The sequence below is a fragment of the Nonomuraea sp. 10N515B genome, from assembly GCF_052245915.1.
Lineage (GTDB): Bacteria > Actinomycetota > Actinomycetes > Streptosporangiales > Streptosporangiaceae > Nonomuraea.
In genome coordinates, this window is record NZ_JBQQBQ010000107.1 from 1 (window position 1) to 18,664 (window position 18,664).

General features: G+C 65.4%; 14 protein-coding genes. 7 read left to right on the top strand and 7 right to left on the bottom strand.

Going from position 1 to position 18,664, the window contains the following annotated elements:
• Positions 1-628 precede the first annotated feature (628 nt).
• The 3 genes from ACTWQA_RS55930 to ACTWQA_RS55940 form a co-directional block, all read right to left on the bottom strand.
• The gene (locus ACTWQA_RS55930; RefSeq protein WP_443166941.1) at positions 629-7,414 is read right to left on the bottom strand and encodes a LamG-like jellyroll fold domain-containing protein; all 6,786 of its coding nucleotides are present in this window, start codon (positions 7,412-7,414) and stop codon (positions 629-631) included.
• Positions 7,408-8,082 (bottom strand): hypothetical protein, encoded by a 675-nt coding sequence (locus tag ACTWQA_RS55935; RefSeq protein WP_443166942.1) that lies wholly within the window; start codon positions 8,080-8,082, stop codon positions 7,408-7,410. The genes ACTWQA_RS55930 and ACTWQA_RS55935 overlap by 7 nt, the downstream gene beginning before the upstream one ends.
• Positions 8,083-8,801: 719 nt before the next feature.
• Positions 8,802-9,257: an ATP-binding protein gene (locus ACTWQA_RS55940; RefSeq protein ID WP_443166943.1), complete on the bottom strand. Its 456-nt coding sequence runs from the start codon at positions 9,255-9,257 to the stop codon at positions 8,802-8,804.
• Between the two features lie 341 nt (positions 9,258-9,598).
• On the opposite strand from ACTWQA_RS55940, the gene ACTWQA_RS55945 reads away from it, so the two are divergent.
• Together ACTWQA_RS55945 and ACTWQA_RS55950 are read left to right on the top strand one after the other, a co-directional pair.
• Entirely contained in the window at positions 9,599-10,492 is an 894-nt protein-coding gene (locus ACTWQA_RS55945) for a helix-turn-helix domain-containing protein (protein WP_443166944.1), read from the top strand.
• 11 nt (positions 10,493-10,503) lie between these two features.
• On the top strand, positions 10,504-10,722 hold the full coding sequence (locus ACTWQA_RS55950) for a DUF397 domain-containing protein (protein ID WP_443166945.1): 219 nt from the start codon (positions 10,504-10,506) through the stop codon (positions 10,720-10,722).
• Positions 10,723-10,953: 231 nt separating this feature from the next.
• On the opposite strand, the gene ACTWQA_RS55955 is transcribed toward ACTWQA_RS55950, so the two are convergent.
• A complete protein-coding gene (locus ACTWQA_RS55955; protein WP_443166946.1) occupies positions 10,954-11,244 on the bottom strand; it encodes a hypothetical protein in 291 nt (96 codons plus the stop codon).
• On the bottom strand, positions 11,241-12,275 hold the full coding sequence (locus ACTWQA_RS55960) for a hypothetical protein (protein WP_443166947.1): 1,035 nt from the start codon (positions 12,273-12,275) through the stop codon (positions 11,241-11,243). Before ACTWQA_RS55960 ends, ACTWQA_RS55955 begins: the two co-directional genes overlap by 4 nt.
• A 342-nt stretch (positions 12,276-12,617) precedes the next feature.
• Between ACTWQA_RS55960 and ACTWQA_RS55965 the strand changes: the two genes are divergently transcribed.
• The 4 genes from ACTWQA_RS55965 to ACTWQA_RS55980 all read left to right on the top strand — a co-directional run bounded on the left by ACTWQA_RS55965 (position 12,618) and on the right by ACTWQA_RS55980 (position 16,194).
• Positions 12,618-13,619 carry an AraC family transcriptional regulator gene (locus ACTWQA_RS55965; RefSeq protein WP_443166954.1) on the top strand — a complete coding sequence of 334 codons (1,002 nt, stop codon included), beginning with the start codon at positions 12,618-12,620 and terminating at the stop codon, positions 13,617-13,619.
• Between the two features lie 319 nt (positions 13,620-13,938).
• A complete protein-coding gene (locus ACTWQA_RS55970; protein ID WP_443166948.1) occupies positions 13,939-14,220 on the top strand; it encodes a hypothetical protein in 282 nt (93 codons plus the stop codon).
• Between the two features lie 157 nt (positions 14,221-14,377).
• Positions 14,378-15,211 (top strand): hypothetical protein, encoded by an 834-nt coding sequence (locus ACTWQA_RS55975; RefSeq protein ID WP_443166949.1) that lies wholly within the window; start codon positions 14,378-14,380, stop codon positions 15,209-15,211.
• Positions 15,212-15,321: 110 nt separating this feature from the next.
• A complete protein-coding gene (locus ACTWQA_RS55980; RefSeq protein ID WP_443166950.1) occupies positions 15,322-16,194 on the top strand; it encodes a hypothetical protein in 873 nt (290 codons plus the stop codon).
• 19 nt (positions 16,195-16,213) lie between these two features.
• On the opposite strand, the gene ACTWQA_RS55985 is transcribed toward ACTWQA_RS55980, so the two are convergent.
• Entirely contained in the window at positions 16,214-17,080 is an 867-nt protein-coding gene (locus tag ACTWQA_RS55985) for a fumarylacetoacetate hydrolase family protein (protein WP_443166951.1), read from the bottom strand.
• 562 nt (positions 17,081-17,642) lie between these two features.
• Here ACTWQA_RS55985 and ACTWQA_RS55990 point away from each other — a divergent pair.
• The gene (locus ACTWQA_RS55990; protein ID WP_443166952.1) at positions 17,643-17,924 is read left to right on the top strand and encodes a hypothetical protein; all 282 of its coding nucleotides are present in this window, start codon (positions 17,643-17,645) and stop codon (positions 17,922-17,924) included.
• 44 nt (positions 17,925-17,968) lie between these two features.
• Here ACTWQA_RS55990 and tnpA read toward each other — a convergent pair whose 3' ends face one another.
• The gene (tnpA, locus tag ACTWQA_RS55995; RefSeq protein ID WP_443166953.1) at positions 17,969-18,397 is read right to left on the bottom strand and encodes an IS200/IS605 family transposase; all 429 of its coding nucleotides are present in this window, start codon (positions 18,395-18,397) and stop codon (positions 17,969-17,971) included.
• Between the last annotated feature and the right edge of the window lie 267 nt (positions 18,398-18,664).

The window sequence follows — 18,664 nt, forward strand, 5'->3', positions numbered from 1 at the left end:
CGCGATCCGCTCGGTTAACGCGCTCAGCTCCGCATCCCAGGACACGACCAGATCGTAGGTGAGAGAACAGGTCACACGATGACGATGAGTCAACTACATCGAGTTACGCAGCCGAACTCCAAGATCTATGAATGTAGTACCAGGAACTCCCGCATCCACACCTCTTCCTGCATCCCGGCCAGATTCTCTGCCGGGCCCCGGGATCCATCGTAGTTACCACGCCATGCCTGAAGTCCGTCTCAATGTTGTGCTGGACTGTCGCATCGACGGCGTACCGAATCACCACGTAGAGGCGCTATCCCGGAAGCTTCAATAGCAGCAATGAAATACCTGTACCGAATACCACGGAAGAGACTCGCATGACACGCGAGTACGTCGGCAGCGCACAAGAGACAATTGCGGGGACATAGGCGACTTGAAGAATTAGTCGCACAACGGTCAGCGCGTCCTTGTCGACGCGAATAGGAGTCATATCGACCCACGAGTAGTCATAGACTGGAATAAGCTGACTTATTGCAACAAGCAGAAGGGTCACGACAATCAGCAGAACCCAGAGCACTCTCCACAGCATTACCCTTGGGGAACCGGTCGATCGATGGCCATCAACGAACTTAGCCATAAACTTCCTTTACAGCTGGTAACTTACCTTACCGAGAACGCCTCTCACGAAAGGTTGCGCCGCCCAGAAGTCGTCTGCATATTTCTGCGCCTTAGGGCCCGAGCCATTATATGCCGCAGCAACTCGACGCGCCTCCGTGTCGGTCCAGGCCCTGTTGCCGTTAAGATCAGCCAGATGCTTGGCCGCAAGGAAAAGATTCGAGGCGGGATTCTTCAGGAGATCGATTATAGTCCCAGCCATAGCCTCGTTCACCGACTTATAGCCCAGCAGGCTCATGGCGAGCTTGAACTGTATCTGAAGAGGACCGAAAGAAGTGGACATAGCTTCTTCCCTGTTACCGACTGTCCAATTGTAGATCCAGCTGCCATCATCGATGAAGGGTGGGTCTCCACCCACTTCATTGAAAGCGATTCCACCCACAACCCAATTAGGTATACGCCAGTAAACGGCTGCAGCGTTTATAACGTCCCTATACGCCGTAACCCATTTCTTCTTGAAGTTAGTGACATACTCGCGAGCCTTATTTTTATCAACTAGCAGGAGCCCACCATACGCGGAAGCCTTTGCAGCATTCCATTCAGGCCCCTCTACTTTTGCCCAAAGTCGCGCAAACTCGTCTGCGGCGCGATGCATTGCCGTCTTACTATTATCCTTGAGCGGCGGACCTTCCGCGCAGGTGATATGGCAGCCGTCCGGGTGCGTCGGATACTGGTTGTGGTAAGCAGCAACAACAGCCCAAGTAATCGCGAGCGCTTGATCGCTAACCGTGGGAACGTATTTGCTCATGAAGTCATTCTGGGCTTCGCTGCTAGCTGCCCAGAAGTCGATGACCTCGCTATCTACTCGTTTCGGCACCGGACGTCCGTTCGGCATGATCTTCTTGCCAAGCCTCTCGATCTCCTCCTCGGAAAACCCAGGGCCGTAAAGGTAGTCATAGCCAGGTGACGTGACGAACTCGCTCCACCATTGCTGGTGAACGAAAGTTTCGGCGCAGATGCCACCGCCGCAAACGTATCCGGACGTGCTCGCGTACGGATTATTAGAGTAGTAGTCCTCTGGCGCGCCGATGAGGCTGGCGGCCTCGGGCGTTCCGATGACCAGTTGTCCTGGCCTGGGGCCGAGTTGACTGCCGTCCGAGCCGTTGAGGGTGTACTGTCCGCTGCTGTTCGGGCTGTACGCGTTGATGATCGTGCTGTGTCCGGTGGGGTCGGTGCCGGTGAGGGGCGTGGCGTTGGCGTAGGTGTAGCGGTTGGCCTGGACCGACGGTCTGGGGTTGAGGGTGGCGGTGTCGCGACTGGTGAAGGTGCCGGTGCCGGACTGGTACCAGCGGGCGTGCATGTTGACCTTGCCGGTGTCCGGGTCGGTGTATTCGCCCTGGTAGCCGAGCTGGGTCTTGGCGCCGGTCTGGGCGAGGATGGTGCCGAAGGGGTCGTAGGCGGTGGAGGTCTGCAGGGTGGTGGTGTAGGTGGCTACCAGGTCTCCGTGCAGGTTACTCAGCGCCGCTACCGCCACGTCGGCGCCTTCCTTCAAACCGAGAAGGGCGCCTGCGGGGTCGCGGGCGTAGGCGCCTTGCACGGCGCCACCGCTGTCGCGGAGGGCGGCCAGGTCGTTGCCGAGTCCTGAGTAGGCGAAGGTCTGCTTGGCCGTCCCGCGGATGCGGGAGGTTACCCGGTCGAGAGCGTCGTAGCTGTACAGGCTGTCGCCGTCGGCGATCAGGCGGTCGAAGGCGTCGAAGGTGTAGCTGGTGGTGGCGCCCGCCTTGGTGCTGGTGGTCAGGGTGCCGCGCGGTGTGTAGGTGTTGTCGGTGCCGTCACCGGAGGTGAGGCGGTTGCGCTCGTCGTAGGTGAAGGTGGCGTTGCCGGCCTTGGTGCGGTTGCCGGCGGCGTCCCATTCGTAGGCGGTGGTGGCGCCGCTGGGGGCGGTCCAGGAGGTGAGCCTTCCGGCGTGGTCGTAGGCGTAGGTGTTGGCGCCCGCCCCGGCGGTGCCCGCGGTGGTCTTGGTGGTGAGGTTGTCGTCCTTGTCCCACCCGTAGGTGATCTTGGCGAGCTGGGTGCCGGAGCCGTTCTTCAGCGTGTGACCGGTGAGCCGGTCCATGGCGTCGTAGTCGAAGCTTTGGGTGCCGGCCGTGCCGCTGGTGGCGGTGATGGTCTTCAGGCGGCTGGCCGGATCGTAGCCGTAGGTGAGAGTGCGGCCGGTGACCGGGTCGGTGGCGGTAGCCAGGCGGTTGGCGTTGTCCCAGGTGAAGGCAGCGGTGCCGGCGGCGTCGATGCGCTGAGTGGGATTGCCGAGCGCATCGTAGGCGTACGCGGTCTCCTGCGTGGTGCCGCGGGAGACCTTCAGCGGCAGGCCACGGTCGTTGTAATCCACGGTCAGCTCGCCTGCCGTGCTGGCGCGGCCGGCCAGGTCGTAGCCGAAGGTGCGCTCTGCAGTGGCGGCGCCGCCACCGGCGCCGGTCTCCTTGGTGAGCCGGTTCAGGTGGTCGAAGGTGCGGTCGATGCGCACGCCACCGGGCTGGACGGTGGCCACCTGGTTGCCGGCCGCGTCGTAGAGGCGGGTCCAGGTGCGGTCAGCCAGGCCCGGGTGCGCGGTGGTGGCCGGTTCGGTCACCGTCTCGGCTAAGCCGAGGCTGTTGTAGCCGGTCCAGGTGGTGTTCCCGCGGCCGTCGGTGAGCCGGGTGCGGGCGCCGGTGGCGTCGTAGCCAAAACTCGTAGTGATCGACTCGCTCGTGGAGACCGGCTCGATGAGCGAGGTCTGCCGACTAAGTGCGTCGAAGGTCTGCTTGGTGACGTGGCCTTCGGGGGAGGTGGCTCTGGTCGGGTTGCCCGCCGCGTCATGGCCGTAACCGAAGGTGCGCAGTACCGTACCGGTGGCGCTCAGGTCCTTGACGGCGGTCTTGCGGCCAGCCAAATCGTACTCGGCGACGGTGGCGTTGCCGTTCGGATCGGTCGCCTTGACCAGGCGGCCGGCCAGGTCGTAGGCCATGGTGGTCTTGTTGGTCACCGGGTCGGTGGTAGAGGTGACCTCACCCGCCGCGTTGAGCTCGAAACTGGTGACCTTGCTGCCCGGCGCGGTCTGCTTGACCAGCCGACCGGCGTCGTCGTACTCCATCGTGGTGGTGTAGGCCGCGCTGGACGGCTTGCGCTCGACCTGCGTGGCGGTGATCTGCCGGCCAAGGTCGTCATACGTGGCCTGGCTGCGGGCACCGGTCGGGTCAACGCTGGCCAACCTCTCGCTGGCGAGGTCGTACTCGGTCACCCAGGTGCCCGCGGTCTGGCCGTCGGGGGCGGGGTCGGTAACGCGGACCTGGCGGCCTAGCTGGTCGTACTCGAACCGGGTGACGTTGCCACGCGGGTCGGTGGTGCTGGTGCGCAGCCCGGCCGCGTCGTAGGCGTGATGCACGGCTGGGGTGATCGCGCTGCCGCCGGGCGGCGTGTACTGCGGCGCGGTGCTGCTGGTCAGCCTGCCTGCCTTGTCGAAGGTGGAGACGACGGTGCGGCCTTCGGCGTCGGTCTGGTGGGTCTGGTTGCCCACGGTGTCATAGCCGACTTTGTCGGCCGGGCGCGCCTGGCCGGTGGTGCCGTTCTTGTCCACCTGCACCTGCGGGGCGACGGTTTCCACCAGCCGGTCAAGGATGTCGTAGCGCAGCGTGGTGGTGTAGTCGGCGGCGTTCGCCCCGGCGGCGTTGCCGCGCGGGTCAGTGGTGGCCACGACCAGACCCCGATCGTCGTAGCCGGTGGTGTAGACCAGGTCCTGGTCGCCGTTCTCGATGGTCTGCTTGGTGGGTTGGTTGAGCTTGTTGTAGGCGTAGCTGGTGGTCTCGGCACGGCTCGTCCCGGCTGCCGTCAACGTGGACTTGGTGACGTTACCGTTGGCGTCGTAGCCGAAAGCGGTAACGCGCTCCAGCCCGTCCGGATCCAGGACCTGCACGCCGAGCCGGCTGGCCTCGTCGTACTCGAAGAGGGTGGTGATACCGCCGCCGGTGCTCTGCACGACCAGGTTGCCGGCCGGGTCGTACTCCTCCGCCCTCACCACCACGTCCCGCGGTGTGGTGGAGCCATTCAGCTTGGCATCGTCGGCGAGCTGCCGCTTGAGCCGGTTGTCCATCCAGTAGTCGTTGGTGGTCTTGCGGCCCATCACATCCATAGTGGATACCAAGCGTCCGGCCGGGTCATAGCCACGCGTCTCCAGCACCACGTCCTTGGCCGGCTGCGGGTTGACCGGGCTACCGGTCCAGCCCTTGAGCGTGCTGGAGATCAGCTCGCCGCGCTTGCTGTAGCCCTGCTCGATGACCGCGCCGCGCGTGTCGGTAGTGCGGATCGCCCAGCCACGGTGGTTCCATTCCTGCCGGGCCACGCCGCCCTCGGGATTGGTGACGGAATTCTGCCGACCGTGGTCATCGTAGGTGTAGGTGGTGGTGCGCTCCGGTTCGCCCCCAGTCAGGTCGACGATCGTCTGGGTGAGCGGGCCGCCGTCCGGATCGTAAGTGATGCGGGTTTGGGCGGTGTGCATGACGTTGCTGATCTCGTTCTTCACACCGGGGGCGGCGCTGGTCAGTAGGCGCCCACGCCCGTCATAGGCGAAGGTGATCTTGGCTCCGTTAGGGAAAGCCTCGGATATGCGTGTGCTGGCGATCAGGCGGCCGATCGGGTCGTAGTCCAGCTTGGTGACCAGCCCTTCGGGGTCGGTCTGCTCGGCCAGGTCGCCCGTTGCGGTGTAGCGGTAGCTCCACTCGCTGCCGCGGGCGTCGATCTTGGTCTTCACTAGCCCGGCGGGTGTGGTGCCGCCGCCCACCGCAGGCTCGCTGCCATCGGTGGGAACGATGTTCACCGAGCGGCCTTGCGGGAAGTCCGCGGTGGCCGGGGCGGTCTGCTTGGTCGGCTCGCCGTAAATGTTGTACTCGGTCGTGGTGGCGAAGGTGTTGTCGGTGTCGCTCGCCGATCGGCCGTCGCGGTACGCGGTCACCTGGTCGTTGCGCGGGTCGAACGGATCGTTGGCGTTCAGGTAGTAGGACCAGAACTCGATCGCGCACTCACCCGGCGCCCGGCAGTACTGCCTGCCTAGCGTGTTGCCGCGCTTGTCCTGATAGATCTCATTGGCGATGTCATTGCGATCGATTACCTTCGTCAGAAAGCCAGCCTGGTCGTACTCGTGCCAGGTGGTGTGGCCGAGCTGGTCGGTCTCGCCGCGGATGCGGTAGCCGCGCCAGGCATCGTAGAGGTAGACGAGGGTGTTGTTGTCCGGGTCAGTGACCGTCACCTGGGCCTCGCCGGACTGCTGCTCGATACCGATGTCGCCGATCTTCCAGGTGCCGCCGTCGCGGTCGGTGTGGGTGGCGATCCGGTCGGTCTTGGCGTCGTAGGTGTTGACCGCCCACACCCGTCCGGACGGCAGCGTGACCTTCGACAGCTTGTGCGGGGCACCGGTACGAGCGGCGTAGTGGCCGGCCACCTCGGCTGCAGTCAGCGGCTTGCCGTACAGCGCGACCTCATCCAGCTGGCCCTGGAACGGGAACGCCTGCACCGCGGACGGGACGGCTGGGGACTTGGCCGGGTCGGTGACGCCGTTGCCCAGGGTGGCGTAGGTGCGCCAGCTGGTGACCGTGCCGGTCATGGTGCCGGCCTGCTGGCCGTCCAGGTACAGCGTCTGGTTCTGCCCGGCCACGGTCAGCGCTGCGTGATGCCACTGCCCGTCGTTCACCGCGTTCGCGGAGGTGATCGGGGTGGTCACCGCATCCAGGGAGCCGCGCAGCTTGCCGTCGGTGCCCACATACAGCATCGCGCCTTGGGCCAGGCCGCTGCCGTTCTGGGTGGTGCCGGCCGCCATGATGACACCGGATTGAGTGGTCTTGAACCACGCCTCCACCGATAACTGATCGCCCAGGTGCGGGACGGTATTGGAGGGCAGCTTGACCACCGACCCGGCGGCGAAGGTGGCTGCGGTGTCGGTGGTGCCCGCGAGGGCGCCCGGCTGACCCAGCGTGATGCCCTGGTAGGTCAGGTCGCCGGCGCCAGTGCCCAGATCCTCACCGCTGGTAGCGCCGGCCGCCTCGCCGAGCCGCCAGTAGCCGAACGGGTCGGAGTTGAGCACGCTGCTGCGATACAGCGACCCGTTGCCGTACTCATAAGCGGTGCAGTTCGGGGCCGCCACCGGGGCGCACACCTGTATCAACCGGCCGCTGTCGTAGCCGTAGGTCCACGTCAGCGCGGTCCCGTCGATCGGGTCACTGGAGATCGACGCCACCCGATCGCCTTGCCAGGTGAACGTCATCGACCGGCCGCCGACACCGGTGACCTTGGTCAGCTTCCCGCCGGTGTCGTAGGTCAACTCCTGGCTGCGGCCGCGCTGGTCGATGATCGATGTCAGCCGGCCGGCGCTGTCGAAGCGGTAGCTAGTGGAAGCCTTGTCCATCAACCGCCAGCCGCCGCTCTCCTCGGCGAGGGTGGCATACATGCCGGGCGGCGGCTGAAAGGTGCCGTCCCCGTTGGCCTTGAACCGCACCTGCCGCCCATCCGGATACGTCACCAGCGCCGACGCCGACGCACCCCGCACCTCCTTGACGACCTTCATGTCCCAGCGCGTCGACCAGCCAGGCCCGAACATCCCATCGGTGCGCGGGTCCACGCTGTTGTACGTGCGGACCACCGACAGCGGCGGCCCTACGGTGGCGACTTCCAGGTCGGTGAAGGTGCTGGTGTAGTTGCCGTTCTGCTGGTTGAACTCCTGCCCGACCACGCCGGAGTTGGCCAGGTTTGACGTGACTGCGGGCTGGCGCACCCCGGTGGTGAAGGTCAGCACCGGGGAGGTGGTGGTGGAGGAGTCGTAGGAGTCGCGGGCGGTGACCGTCCACCAGTACTGCTTGCCCAGGCCAGCTTCCCGGCCGGAACGCTCCAGGTGTTCTTGTTACCCGCCACATAACCCGACGTCGTACAACCGGTGCCGGACATCGTCTCGACGTCGCAGATGTTGAACGAGTACGACATGGCGTAGTTGCCGTTGTTGCTCTTGCCCCACGCGCGCAGCGACGGCGTCAGCGAATCGACCAGGTACCCATGCTTGGGATACACATCCACCAGGCTCGGCACGGCCAGCAATGCCGCATCGGCCGCCTCGGCCCGCAGCACCCCGGCCGGCAACCGCTTCGACTCCGCCGCCTCGGCCTCCGCCGCGTCCGGCGTCCGGTCCTCCCTCGGCACCGCGCCTTTGGGCCGTTGCACCTCAGAGCGCCACCCGTCCGACGCATCAGCCACAGCAGAGAGCTGCGTGGCGGGCAGCAACGACGACAATCCCGCGGCCGAACCCGCCATCTGCTGCGGAATCACCGGTAAGGCGGCAGCATCCCGCTCCACCACCGCGGCGGCCTCCGCCAGCACCGGTTGCCCCTGCACCACCAACAGGCCAGGCGCCATACCCACGACCGCGAGCAGCGTTCCAACCGAACGACGCCATGACAAAAACCGGCGCATGCGCCATCACACTCCGAACCACAACGAAAGACACCAGCAGGGGCACCAACGTCGCTCTCCGCCGCAGGTGACAGGTGTCCCCCGCGCGGCTCGGAGCCGATCAACATCCGACGATCAACGTAAGAAAATCCGACCCATCCGGCAAGACGCGCGATGGTCACAAATTAGAAAACAAACTCATCCGATCTGGTAAGTCACACTCCGTTTCAGACGAAGAGGGGGCACCCGAAGATCCTTGGTACACCAGCTCGGTGCCGACGTGACCATCAGCGGATCTGCCTTGTGGCAGGCTGCCGCCCTAGACGTCTCGAACGACCGCGAGCGGAGGGGGCAGGGTCACCAAGCCACAGGAGACAACTCGCGAACACTCGTACGCTGCAGAGACCTACCTCATCGGAGATGGCCCATCAGCAAGGCATTCCACTGCGCTGCGGCGACTCCGGCGTGCCATAGGTTGCTGTCCTCAATCACTTGACTGTCTTGCTGGATTTGGGTCCGGCGTATGAACTGCAGGCCACACACCTGACGCAGTTCGTAGAAGATCCCTTCGCAATCGCAGGTCCATGCCAGGACGCGACCCTCGGGCATGCCTCGGTCCGGAACGGTCCACTTGAGCTTCTCGTAGTGAGACGTTAGGGGGCGCACATGAGGGCTGAAGCAGCCTGGCTGCCTGTCGCCCCGGCTGATCCATCCGTCCCCTCCCGCTCGCTCTGGCGGCGTCATCGCGCCCCTACCGCGCAGTCCGACAAAACCGGCACGCCAGCCGGCTCGTCGTCCGAGGTGAGCACCTCCGCCCAGATCATCCGGCCGCCCATGGCATCGTCACCGATGCCCCAGCACAGCGCGGTCTCGTCGACGATCCACAGACCGCGTCCCGAACAGTCGGTCTCGTCGGGCTCGTGCATCCGGGAAATGATCGGGCCTCCGTTGTCGATCACGTCGATGCGGGCCACGTGGTCGTCGATCGCCCAGATGTCCACGGTGACCAGCCCACCGGACAGCCCCGAGGCGGAATGCGAGATCGCGTTGGCGACCAGTTCGCTGACCAAGAGTTGCGCACCGCTGGCATCTCGATGCCCCGCGGCCACCAGAACATCCTTGACGCAATGACGAACTGCCGGCACCGAACTCGGTACGCCCGGGAATACCAGCTCCGCAAGGAAGCGCCCGCTCACGACAGCCCCCTCCGCAGCATTTCCTCCACGGCTTCCGGTGCAGGGCGATCCAGGCAGCGCCGAGCCCACTGACCCAACGTGCAGGGCGACGTGCCCTTGTGGAGTTTTGTTGCGACACACATCGATCTCGATGGCATGCGGATCTTCAGATACCCCCGAGCCATTCGCCACACCTCAGGACGCTCCTCTCTGAAGCTTCGCCTTCGCGCGGAAGCTCTCCGGTTCCGGCTCATCGATCCGTTTGGCCAGAAGGCCTGGGACTACGCACAGTGTGCACTCAGCTACTATGAAGATGCAAGGTAGTAGTATGCATACCTTGCAAAAATCTGAAGCATGCTGAGATGCAAGATGTGCTCGGGATGCGCGATGATGCCTTCGTGCCGACGAGACGACAGCCGCCTACCGTGCGAATGCGCAGGTTGGCGGCTGAGCTCCTTCGTCTCCGTCGCGCTGCCGGACTCTCACAGGAAGACGTCGCCGAGCGGACCGACGTGAACGTCGCCACCCTCTATCGAATCGAGACGGGCAAGACCAAACCACAGCTCAGGACGCTGAACGCCCTTCTCGATGCCTACGGCGTGCCCCGCCCCGACCGCGATGAGCTGACAGCGCTCCAGAAGGACGCCGGGAAGCGCGGCTTGCTGAACGTCCCCGACTCGGACTTGCCCGAGCAGTACACGATCTACATCAACTTCGAGGCCGAGGCCAGGGAGATCCTCAACTTCGAAACCATTTTCATCCCGGGCCTTCTCCAGACTTCTGACTACGCTCGCGCCGTCATCTCAGGCGTTCTCCAGACCGCAACCGACGATGACGTGCAACTCCGTGTCGACGCCAGGATGCAGCGTCAACACCTGCTCACGAAGGAGGATGGCCCAAGGCTCTGGGCCGTCATCGACGAAGCCGCCCTGCACCGTCTTGTGGGTGGCCCTTCGGTAATGCAGGCTCAGTTGTGCCATCTCGCCGACCAAGCCCGGAACCCGCGGATCACGATTCAGGTCGTCCCGTTCTCCGCCGGCGCTCATCCTGGCATGCCCGGAAGCTTCATCATCCTGCGCTTCGACCCAATCGATCCTGACATCGTCTACATCGACAGCATGGGCGGCGATCTCTTCCTCGAACAAGAAGCCGAGTTGATCAGGCATAGCATGGCTTTTGAACATCTTCGCGCTGTAGCGCTGAGCCCTGCGGACACGGCAGCGCTACTCAGGTCCCTCTGCGAAGATCACCACTGAGGGGAGTTGCCATGCAGCCCGACTCTTCAGACGCCACGTGGCGCACCAGCAGCTTTAGCGGGAACGGTGCCAGCTGTGTCGAGGTCAAGATCACCCCGAGCGTGATCATGGTCCGTGACACCAAGAACCGCGCGGCTGCGACGCTCGCCTTCAGACCCGACGAATGGGAGGCATTCCTGGCCGGGGTGCGTCATGGTGAGTTCAACCTGCCCACTACACACGATCATTAGGCCGACGTCTGGCCGTTTGACTGAGTGGGATTACCCGAAGGACCTTCGACAGACCGACGTTCGGCGGGCTGGCGACCGGGACGAGGCGGCTGCAGATCTCGTACCACCAGGATGCCGAGAACACGTGCGGCGACCTGTCCGGCCGGTCAGTTCTCATTCGTCCATGGCGAGAGCTCGCTGTTGCTGGAGGCCGATCGGTCTCGTCCAGTGGCTGTCTTCCGGCGTGCGCGCTCACTGACTCGTCATGTGGGCGGCATCCTGGCGGAGTTGCTTGGCCCGGCGGCGAAGGTTGTCGGCGGTGGCGAGGCACGAATCCTCCAGCTCGCCCATTTCGCGGCGGAGCCGGACGGCATGCGCAAGATACCGCTCCACCGACGGGCCCTTCCAGAAGGGGGCGAACTCCCCTTGCCGCGAAGGGATGCCGTCGAAGGCGTCGGCCAGGCCTCTGGCGTATCTGGTGAAGGCGGAGGCGAGCGCCTCCTTTGCGGCGGCTTCCCTGAGGAGTTGTTGTCTGGTGGTCACGGGCTGCCGCTCCCTGTCTTCAGCGCCTCGATCCCGGGCAGCTCGGTGTTGCTGCGGATGACGGTGAACCAGGCCCGCTCGCGCAACCCGTCCGCCCCGGCGCCCGGCTTCAGCGCGTTGTGCAGCGCGTCCGCCAGGGTCGGCTCGTACGCGGGGTTGCCGGTGTCGGCGGCCAGCAGGACGCCGGACTCCTTCGGGTGCTCGGCCAGCAGCTGTTGGAACGCGTCCGGGTTGGCCGTGTACGCCTGCGCGAGGTTGTGGAGGTTCCAGTCCGGGTCCACGGATTCGGCGTCCGGCGAGCGGTTCAGGAGGTCGATGGCCACTCGGTTGAGGAACGTGCCGGATTGGCCGGCCAGCGCCACCAGTGTCGTCAGGACGTCCGCCGGGGCGGTCGCCACCATGTCGTACCATTCGCCGCCGAGCCGCCCGGTGCGCTCGGCGCTGGCGAAGGCGGCGGCCAGCGGCCCAGGGGTGGAGGCGGCCGCTCGTTCGAGCGCTTCGGGCTGGAGCCCTCGGTGTTGCCCGGCGGCCTGGGTGTCGATCCACTCGCGGAAGAGTTTCACGAACGCCTCGGGGCCGCCGAGCCCGGCCAGCAGCGCGGCCGCGTAGGCCGGGTCGACGACCTTGCCCTTGAGTGGCCCGGCGGCCTTCCTGAGCCAGTTGTCGCCGGGCAGGTATCGGTCGTGGTTCTGAAAGGTCTCGGTGACCTCGTTCGCGTCGTTCACGGCGGCCGACACCGCCTCGGCTTCGCTGTCGAACGGGAAGGTCCCGGTGAGTATGCCCTTCTCACGTACCGATACCAGCTGCTCGATGGTGTCGATGCGCCATTTCAGGTCCTGCTGCGACTCGTCGTAGAAGGCCCAGGTGCGGTGCATGGCCGCCGTGCCCTGGCGGCCGGCCCAGTCCTCGCCCGCCTCGGCGATGGCGGCGTCGAGCCCCGGCCGGGTCCCGGTCAGGGCCTGTTTTCCCGCCTCCATGCGGCGGATCAGCTCATATGCGCCTCGGGGGTCGATCCCCACGAACTCCCCCATGAACCCTCCCAGAGGGTGTGGTTACCGGGCGGAAGTCAAGCACACCGGGCGGTTGGGGTTGACGCGTTTGGCATTCCCATAAGCAACCGGAATCACGCGGGAGGCGAGAGCCCCGTATCCCCGGCGGCCCGTCTCATTGATCATGAGGCAGATTGATCACCACAGCCGTCACCACAAACGGGCCCTTGATCGACGGCGCGGAACGCGCTCGACTGCCGCCTGCCGTTCATCGAGGGCACGAGCGGCACCTGAGCCGCCGGCCGCAGGGAGAGCTTGACGGTGACCGCCGACCATATGCTAGCGTTTCGGAATTGAATAGTGGCCGAGCGTCATGGCGGCAGTATGGCGAATTCAGCTGCCACGGCAGTTCCATCACTGCCTTGGAGATTCAGCACCCGCACACTTGACCCTGACGAGGCCAGCGAGCAGGGCGCCCAAACGTACTATCCGCTTCGCATGAGTGTCCTTCGCGGCGCCGAACAATTCATGATGTCGATCGACGCCATACAGCTCGGGCCGATCCTGGTGGGAGACTGCCAGTTCAACGCCGACATCAAGATGGACTTCGCCGAGCTTCGCAAGTTTTATCACTTCAACATTCCGCTGTCGGGCTACCTGAGCTCCAAGAATTTAGGGAATGAGGTCACGGCAACCCCGCAGCGCGCTGTGTTGTATACGCCGACCGGGGATGTGCAGCTGAGTCGATGGAGCGCCGGTAGCCGCATTCTGTGCGTCAAGATCAGGCGCGAGGCGCTGGAGGCGGAACTGGAGCGGCTCCTGCAAAGGCCCGTTCGCTCACCGATCAACCTCGCCCCCTCGATGGACCTGACCCATGGCTACGGGCGAATTCTGCGGGAGCTGGTGTGCATGCTCGCCGGGCAGATCGGGATCGAGGACCCCCTGACGAGGCAGGAGATCATCGGCGCGCCCCTATGGCACGGCATGCTCTCCCACCTGCTGGCAGCAGCAGATCACAACTACCGGGAGGAACTCCTCAGCCCCGGGCCGCCCTCCCGACCTCCGACGGTCAAGCGAGTCATCGAAGCGATGCGGGCATCACCGGCGACTCCGTTCACTGCGGCAGCGCTCGCCGACATCGCGGGTGTCAGCATCCGCACCCTCCAAGCAGCATTCCAAACTCACGTTGACATGTCGCCGATGGCATACCTGCGGAGCGTGCGCCTGGAGCGGGTACACGCGGAACTTGTCGCTTCCGAGCCGTCCTATACCAGCGTCACCGACGTAGCACACCGGTGGGGATTCCTCCATTTGGGGCGATTCGCCACCGCCTACCGCCATAAATACGGAGCCCACCCTTCCGAAACTCTGCGATCGGTCAGGTAGGAGAGAGCGCACTGGGACGTCACCGCGCTGCCGTACGGCCACGCGGAGGTTCACGTCGGGTGTCCGTTTCCCGTAAGCCGCATCGTTCCGTTCTACTGCCTGCGCAAACCGGCTATTCGCCGCGCAAATCGGATCGCGGGCCGCAGGGTGCCGACCTTATCTTCGTAAGGAACGATCCGGATCCGGCCGTTCGGATGGAAATGATCGCGTAAGGACATGGATGCATCCAAGATGATGCTGATCCGATCATTTATCCCCGCCAAGATTGCGTGACGGGCCAACTAGCAGGCGCTTTGCGCCCCGAAGGGCAGCGTGAGCAATGAGACACGTTGTGGCGGCCGCAAGCGCGGTCGCGGTGATCTTCTTTGCCACGGCCGGATGCGACTCTTCCGACGATCCAGATTCGGGATCCAGCGACACCTCGCACTATCAGCCAAACAACCCTGATATGCCAGATCCCTCAGGCGAACAGGGCGAAGACGCCAGCGGAATAAGGGCCAGGGACCTCAACGGTGAAAACGACCAGCACGACACCTGTGACATCAATGATCCGGCGTCGCCGTGCGGAGGGGCCGGCGACCCGCCGAGAGAGACCGAGTGAGATCTGCTGATCGTTGGTCAATAGGGAAGGTGGGCATCCTCGCGTGGGAAGGGGACCGCACGGTGAAGGTGTTGAGGACCGCTCAGTAGACGAGAGCACCCATTCCTTTCCGAGCGCAGCGGGCATTGTCGCGGCCAACGGGCTTGTCATCACGGCGGTGACCATCTATATGGGCTGGTCCTACTCGGAGGCATTCTTCGCCTACTTCAGCCTCTCGCCGCTCGATCTCGGTCTGACACCCATGGAATACGGCCTCCGGGGAGTCGGGGTGGCCGGCCAGGATCTGCTAGTGATCCTGGTCCTGACCCTGCTCGTAGCGGTGTGGATCCAGCGCGCCAGGCCACATGTACGCGATTCAGAGACCTCCCTCTCGGCGAGCTCCCGGATCGCGAGGGCCAAGGAGGCCGTGGTTCGCGCTTCCGGCGCGGCCAGTGGCGCTGTTCACCGTATGCGCGAAGGTATTGCCCGGCATCGCACCGGCACAGGGCTCGGCGCGCTGGTACTCGGCTACGGCGTTGGGGCTCCCGGCGACCCGACCCCGGTCCGTACCTATGCGACGCTCGGCCTCGTCATGATCGGCGTGCTGCTGGTCACCGCCCCGGACGGCAGGGGGCGCGTGGCGTGGATACGGCCCTTGGCCGTGGCCATCGCGTTCCTGTCTGCGATCTGGACGATCGGCCTGTACGCGGAGAATGAGGGACACGCCCGAGCTCGGAAACTTGCCGCAAATCTCGAGAAGAGAACAGGCGCCACGGTCTACAGCCAGAAGCGGCTCGGCCAGCTCGACGACTGCGGGATCCGCGCCAAGGAAACCGGCAAGTGGTATGGGTACCCGAACCTGCACGAGATCGTCGATCGCGCCGGGACGCACTATCTGGTGCGGTCGGGCTGGATTCGCGGCGACTGCGTCATCGCGATCACCATTCCCGACGACGGCTCCATCATGGTGAGCCGCAAGTGGATTCCCCCTGTCCCGTCTCATAGAAGTTGAGGCGGCCGCAACGCGCCCCAGAGCCGGGCAAACGACTTGCAAGCACCAGGCAAGCGCTCTGCCGTTTCCTGATCACCGTACGAACAGGACCGGTGAGAAGGAACACGCTGATGACGCGTAAGGGAATGCTGCTCCCGATTGGAGTGGCCGTGGAAGTGATCGGCGGCCTCGTGCTGGCGGCCGGGGTCACCGGGATGCTGATGTGGCCGATACCCGGCTGGGCGAGCATCGCCTTCCCCGTCGGCATGACGCTGTCGATAGCCGCGAGCTTCATGATCGTGCTCGGCCTGACCCGTCGCGCGATGCGCTCGGCCATGTCGGCCGTCGGTGGAGACGTGCAGCCGAGCAGATCCGGCGGGCTGTTAGGGATGATCAAAGACATGGCCGGCGGCAACCATGACCTCCGGGGCAACGGCATGCCGGCCGGCGCCGTCATTCTCTCGATGCGCGACACGGGTGTGACGATCAACGACGAGCCCATGGTCGCGTTCGACCTCGAGGTACGCCCCGAAAGCGGGGACGCCTACCGCGTCGCCCATCGCCAGCCGATTCCGCGCCTCCTCGTGGGCGCCGTCTTCCCCGGCGCCCACCTCGCCGTCTACGTCGACCCGCAGGACCGCGGCCGCCTCCTCATCGACTGGGAGCGCGCCCCAAGGTGGAACTCCCCGTCGGCTGGGGAACGCGTGTCGGCTGCCGACATCCTCGCTCGGGGCGTGACCGCCATGGTCACGGTTCTCGGCACGTTCTCGACGAACGGCATGACGGCCGACAACGGCGACCCCATCCTGGGCCTCGTCCTCCGCGTGAGCGGCCCGAACGGCTCGTACGAGGCACGCCTCGCCCACCGGGTCCCGCCGCAGTATCTGGCCCTCATCTTCCCCGACACCCGGCTCCCCGCGAAGATCGCCCCGGAGGACCCCCAGAAGGTGGCCATCGACTGGGATCAGGTCCAAGCCACCCCCGAGTCCCAGCGAAGCCTCTGAAAGCTTGCGGGACGCCGGGTCAGCGCATCGCTTCCAGGCCCCTGACCACGGTGGTGGTCAGGATGCCGATCTCGGAGATGCCGATGGTCACGGTGTCCCCGTCCTGCAGCGTGAACGGCAGGTCGGGGACCAGGCACGTGCCGGTGGCCAGCACCGCGCCGTCCGGGAAGGCGTCGGCCCTGAACAGGTAGCCGGCCAGGTCGTCCAGGCGGCGGTTGAGTTGCGACGTGGAAGCCTTGCCGTCCCACACCGTCTCCCCCGCCCTGCCGATGGTGAGCGTGATGTCCAGCGCGTACGGATCCTCGACCTCCCATGCGGGCCGGATCGCCGGGCCCACCGCGCACGCGCCCAGGTAGATCTTGGCCTGCGGCAGGTAGAGCGGGTTGACCCCTTCGATGGTGCGCGAGCTGACGTCGTCGACCACCGTGTAGCCGACGATCTCACCGGCCGCGTTGAGCACCAGGCCCAGCTCGGGCTCCGGCACGTCGATCTCCGAGTCGGCGCGCACCGCGATGCGCTCGCCTTCCCCGCTCACCTTCCAGGCCACCGACTTGAAGAACAGCTCGGGCCGCTCAGCGTCGTAGACCAGCTCGTAGACGTCGGCGGCCCGCTCGCTCTCCAGCACCCGGGCCTCGCGCGAACGCCGGTAGGTCACGCCCGCCGCCCAGACCTCCATCTGCCCGTCCACCGGCGCCAGCCTGCTGACCGAGCCCGTCGGGTGCCGGGTCCCGTCCTCCGCGGCGCACCGCTCGCGCAGTTCCCCGGACGACAGCCTCAGCAACTCGCCGACGGTCGCGATCCCGGGCAGCTCGATCACGTCCTCCCCGTCATCGACGCCGACCGCGTCCACGCCGGTCAGGGGGCTGACGAACCGCACGATATGCATGCCTGCTCCTCACTCTCATCAGCTGAGTCCAATGAGAGTCTTTCGTACCCGGGCGGAGCGGCGTCCCGCCGGGTCCTCATGCTTTCGATCGGGATCGCCTGACGACACGCGATGCGACTTGCTGTAATTGATGACGCACGCAGTGCGACATAAACCTCAAGGTGGTGACCAGTGAGCCAGGACGATGCGTTCCTCCCTCCTCCCCGGCCGGACGGCGTCAGGGCGTGGGAGGCGTACGTCGCCTGCCTTGGTGCACTTCGCCTCTTGGCCGGAGCGCGGACGACGTCGAGGCGGCGGAGGCGGTGCCGGACCTCCCGGACGAGAGGCGCGGAGGCGGGCGAACACGTCCACGACCTCGTACGAGCGCACGTCCACCGTGTCCTTCCAGCCGCAGGCCGACGTCGCCGGTCATGAACAGGCCGGCCAGGGCGGCTTGCGCGCCGCGTCTCCCGGCGGAGGGCACCCCGGCGTACTCCCGCGGTGGTACATGCCTGCTCCGCGCCCGCGAACGTACGCCAGGGGGATGACGTCGCGGGTGCGTGGTCTGGCCTAGCTTGTGGGCATGGACAGCCGGAGGATCGACGCGCTCATGGCGGCGGGCGTGCTGGTGGCGATCATGGCAGGCACGTACGGCAACCTGTCGTGGACCGGCCCCTACGAGCGGCCGCTCGACGGGGTGGGCATCACGCTGATCGTCGTCGCGTCCGTGTCGATGGCCTGGCGGCGGGCGGCCCCGCTGGCCGCCGGGCTGTTCGCGGTGGCCGCCGCGATCGTCTACCAGAATGTGGGCCAGTGTTCGGGCGTTTACGCCGGGGGTGAAGGCCCACGTGGGAGTGCCCGCTAGGGCGCGAGTGTGCCCTGACCGTTCAGGTTTGTCGGCAGCTTCACTCACACAGGTCGTTTCTGCTGCTCGATGTACTGCTTGAGCACGGTGAGCGGCGCCCCGCCGACCGACCCGGCGAAGTAGGAACCAGACCAGAAATGTCCGCCCCAGAGGTATTTGCGCACGTGTGCGCTGTATTCCTTGCGAAGCATCCGAGCCGAGACCCCCTTCAGCGAGTTGACGAGTTTGGACAGGGCGACCTTGGGCGGGTAGTGGACCAGCAGGTGGACGTGGTCGTGCTCGCCGTTGAACTCGCGCAGTTCGACCTCGAAGTCGGCGCATACCTCGCGCATGAGTTCCTCGCAGCGGATCAGCATCTCGTCGGTGAACACCCCGTGCCGGTACTTTGTGACGAAGACCAAGTGGGCATGGAGGGTGTAGACGACATGTCGTCCGGTTCTCACATCGGGGTTCGGATTCCAGCGCGGTGACATAAACCAAACGATATGATCAGTGTGTGGAGAAGGTGAAGCGGACTCGTGCGCACGTGGCGCGACTCGACCTCAGTCCGGCCCAGGTGGCCGTTTTGGACGGTCAAGCGCACACCGCGCGTGCCTTGTGGAATCTGCTCCATGTGCGCCACGAGGCGCTACTACTCCGGGCAAGGGTGGGAGACCCTTGCCGCCGGTCTGTCGCAGCAGGCCGGTGAAGCTGAGGGCAATCCGACCGTGGAGACGCGCGGGAGGGTGATAAGCAGCCCT

What these genes read in the sequence shown, in the direction of transcription:
- ACTWQA_RS55935 (WP_443166942.1), bottom strand. Translation starts at nt 8,082, where the DNA reads ATGCGCCGGTTTTTGTCATGGCGTCGTTCGGTTGGAACGCTGCTCGCG.
- ACTWQA_RS55945 (WP_443166944.1), top strand. Translation starts at nt 9,599, where the DNA reads ATGCAAGATGTGCTCGGGATGCGCGATGATGCCTTCGTGCCGACGAGA.
- ACTWQA_RS55950 (WP_443166945.1), top strand. Translation starts at nt 10,504, where the DNA reads ATGCAGCCCGACTCTTCAGACGCCACGTGGCGCACCAGCAGCTTTAGC.
- ACTWQA_RS55960 (WP_443166947.1), bottom strand. Translation starts at nt 12,275, where the DNA reads ATGGGGGAGTTCGTGGGGATCGACCCCCGAGGCGCATATGAGCTGATC.
- ACTWQA_RS55965 (WP_443166954.1), top strand. Translation starts at nt 12,618, where the DNA reads ATGGCGAATTCAGCTGCCACGGCAGTTCCATCACTGCCTTGGAGATTC.
- ACTWQA_RS55970 (WP_443166948.1), top strand. Translation starts at nt 13,939, where the DNA reads ATGAGACACGTTGTGGCGGCCGCAAGCGCGGTCGCGGTGATCTTCTTT.
- ACTWQA_RS55980 (WP_443166950.1), top strand. Translation starts at nt 15,322, where the DNA reads ATGACGCGTAAGGGAATGCTGCTCCCGATTGGAGTGGCCGTGGAAGTG.
- ACTWQA_RS55985 (WP_443166951.1), bottom strand. Translation starts at nt 17,080, where the DNA reads ATGCATATCGTGCGGTTCGTCAGCCCCCTGACCGGCGTGGACGCGGTC.
- ACTWQA_RS55990 (WP_443166952.1), top strand. Translation starts at nt 17,643, where the DNA reads ATGGACAGCCGGAGGATCGACGCGCTCATGGCGGCGGGCGTGCTGGTG.
- tnpA (WP_443166953.1), bottom strand. Translation starts at nt 18,397, where the DNA reads ATGTCACCGCGCTGGAATCCGAACCCCGATGTGAGAACCGGACGACAT.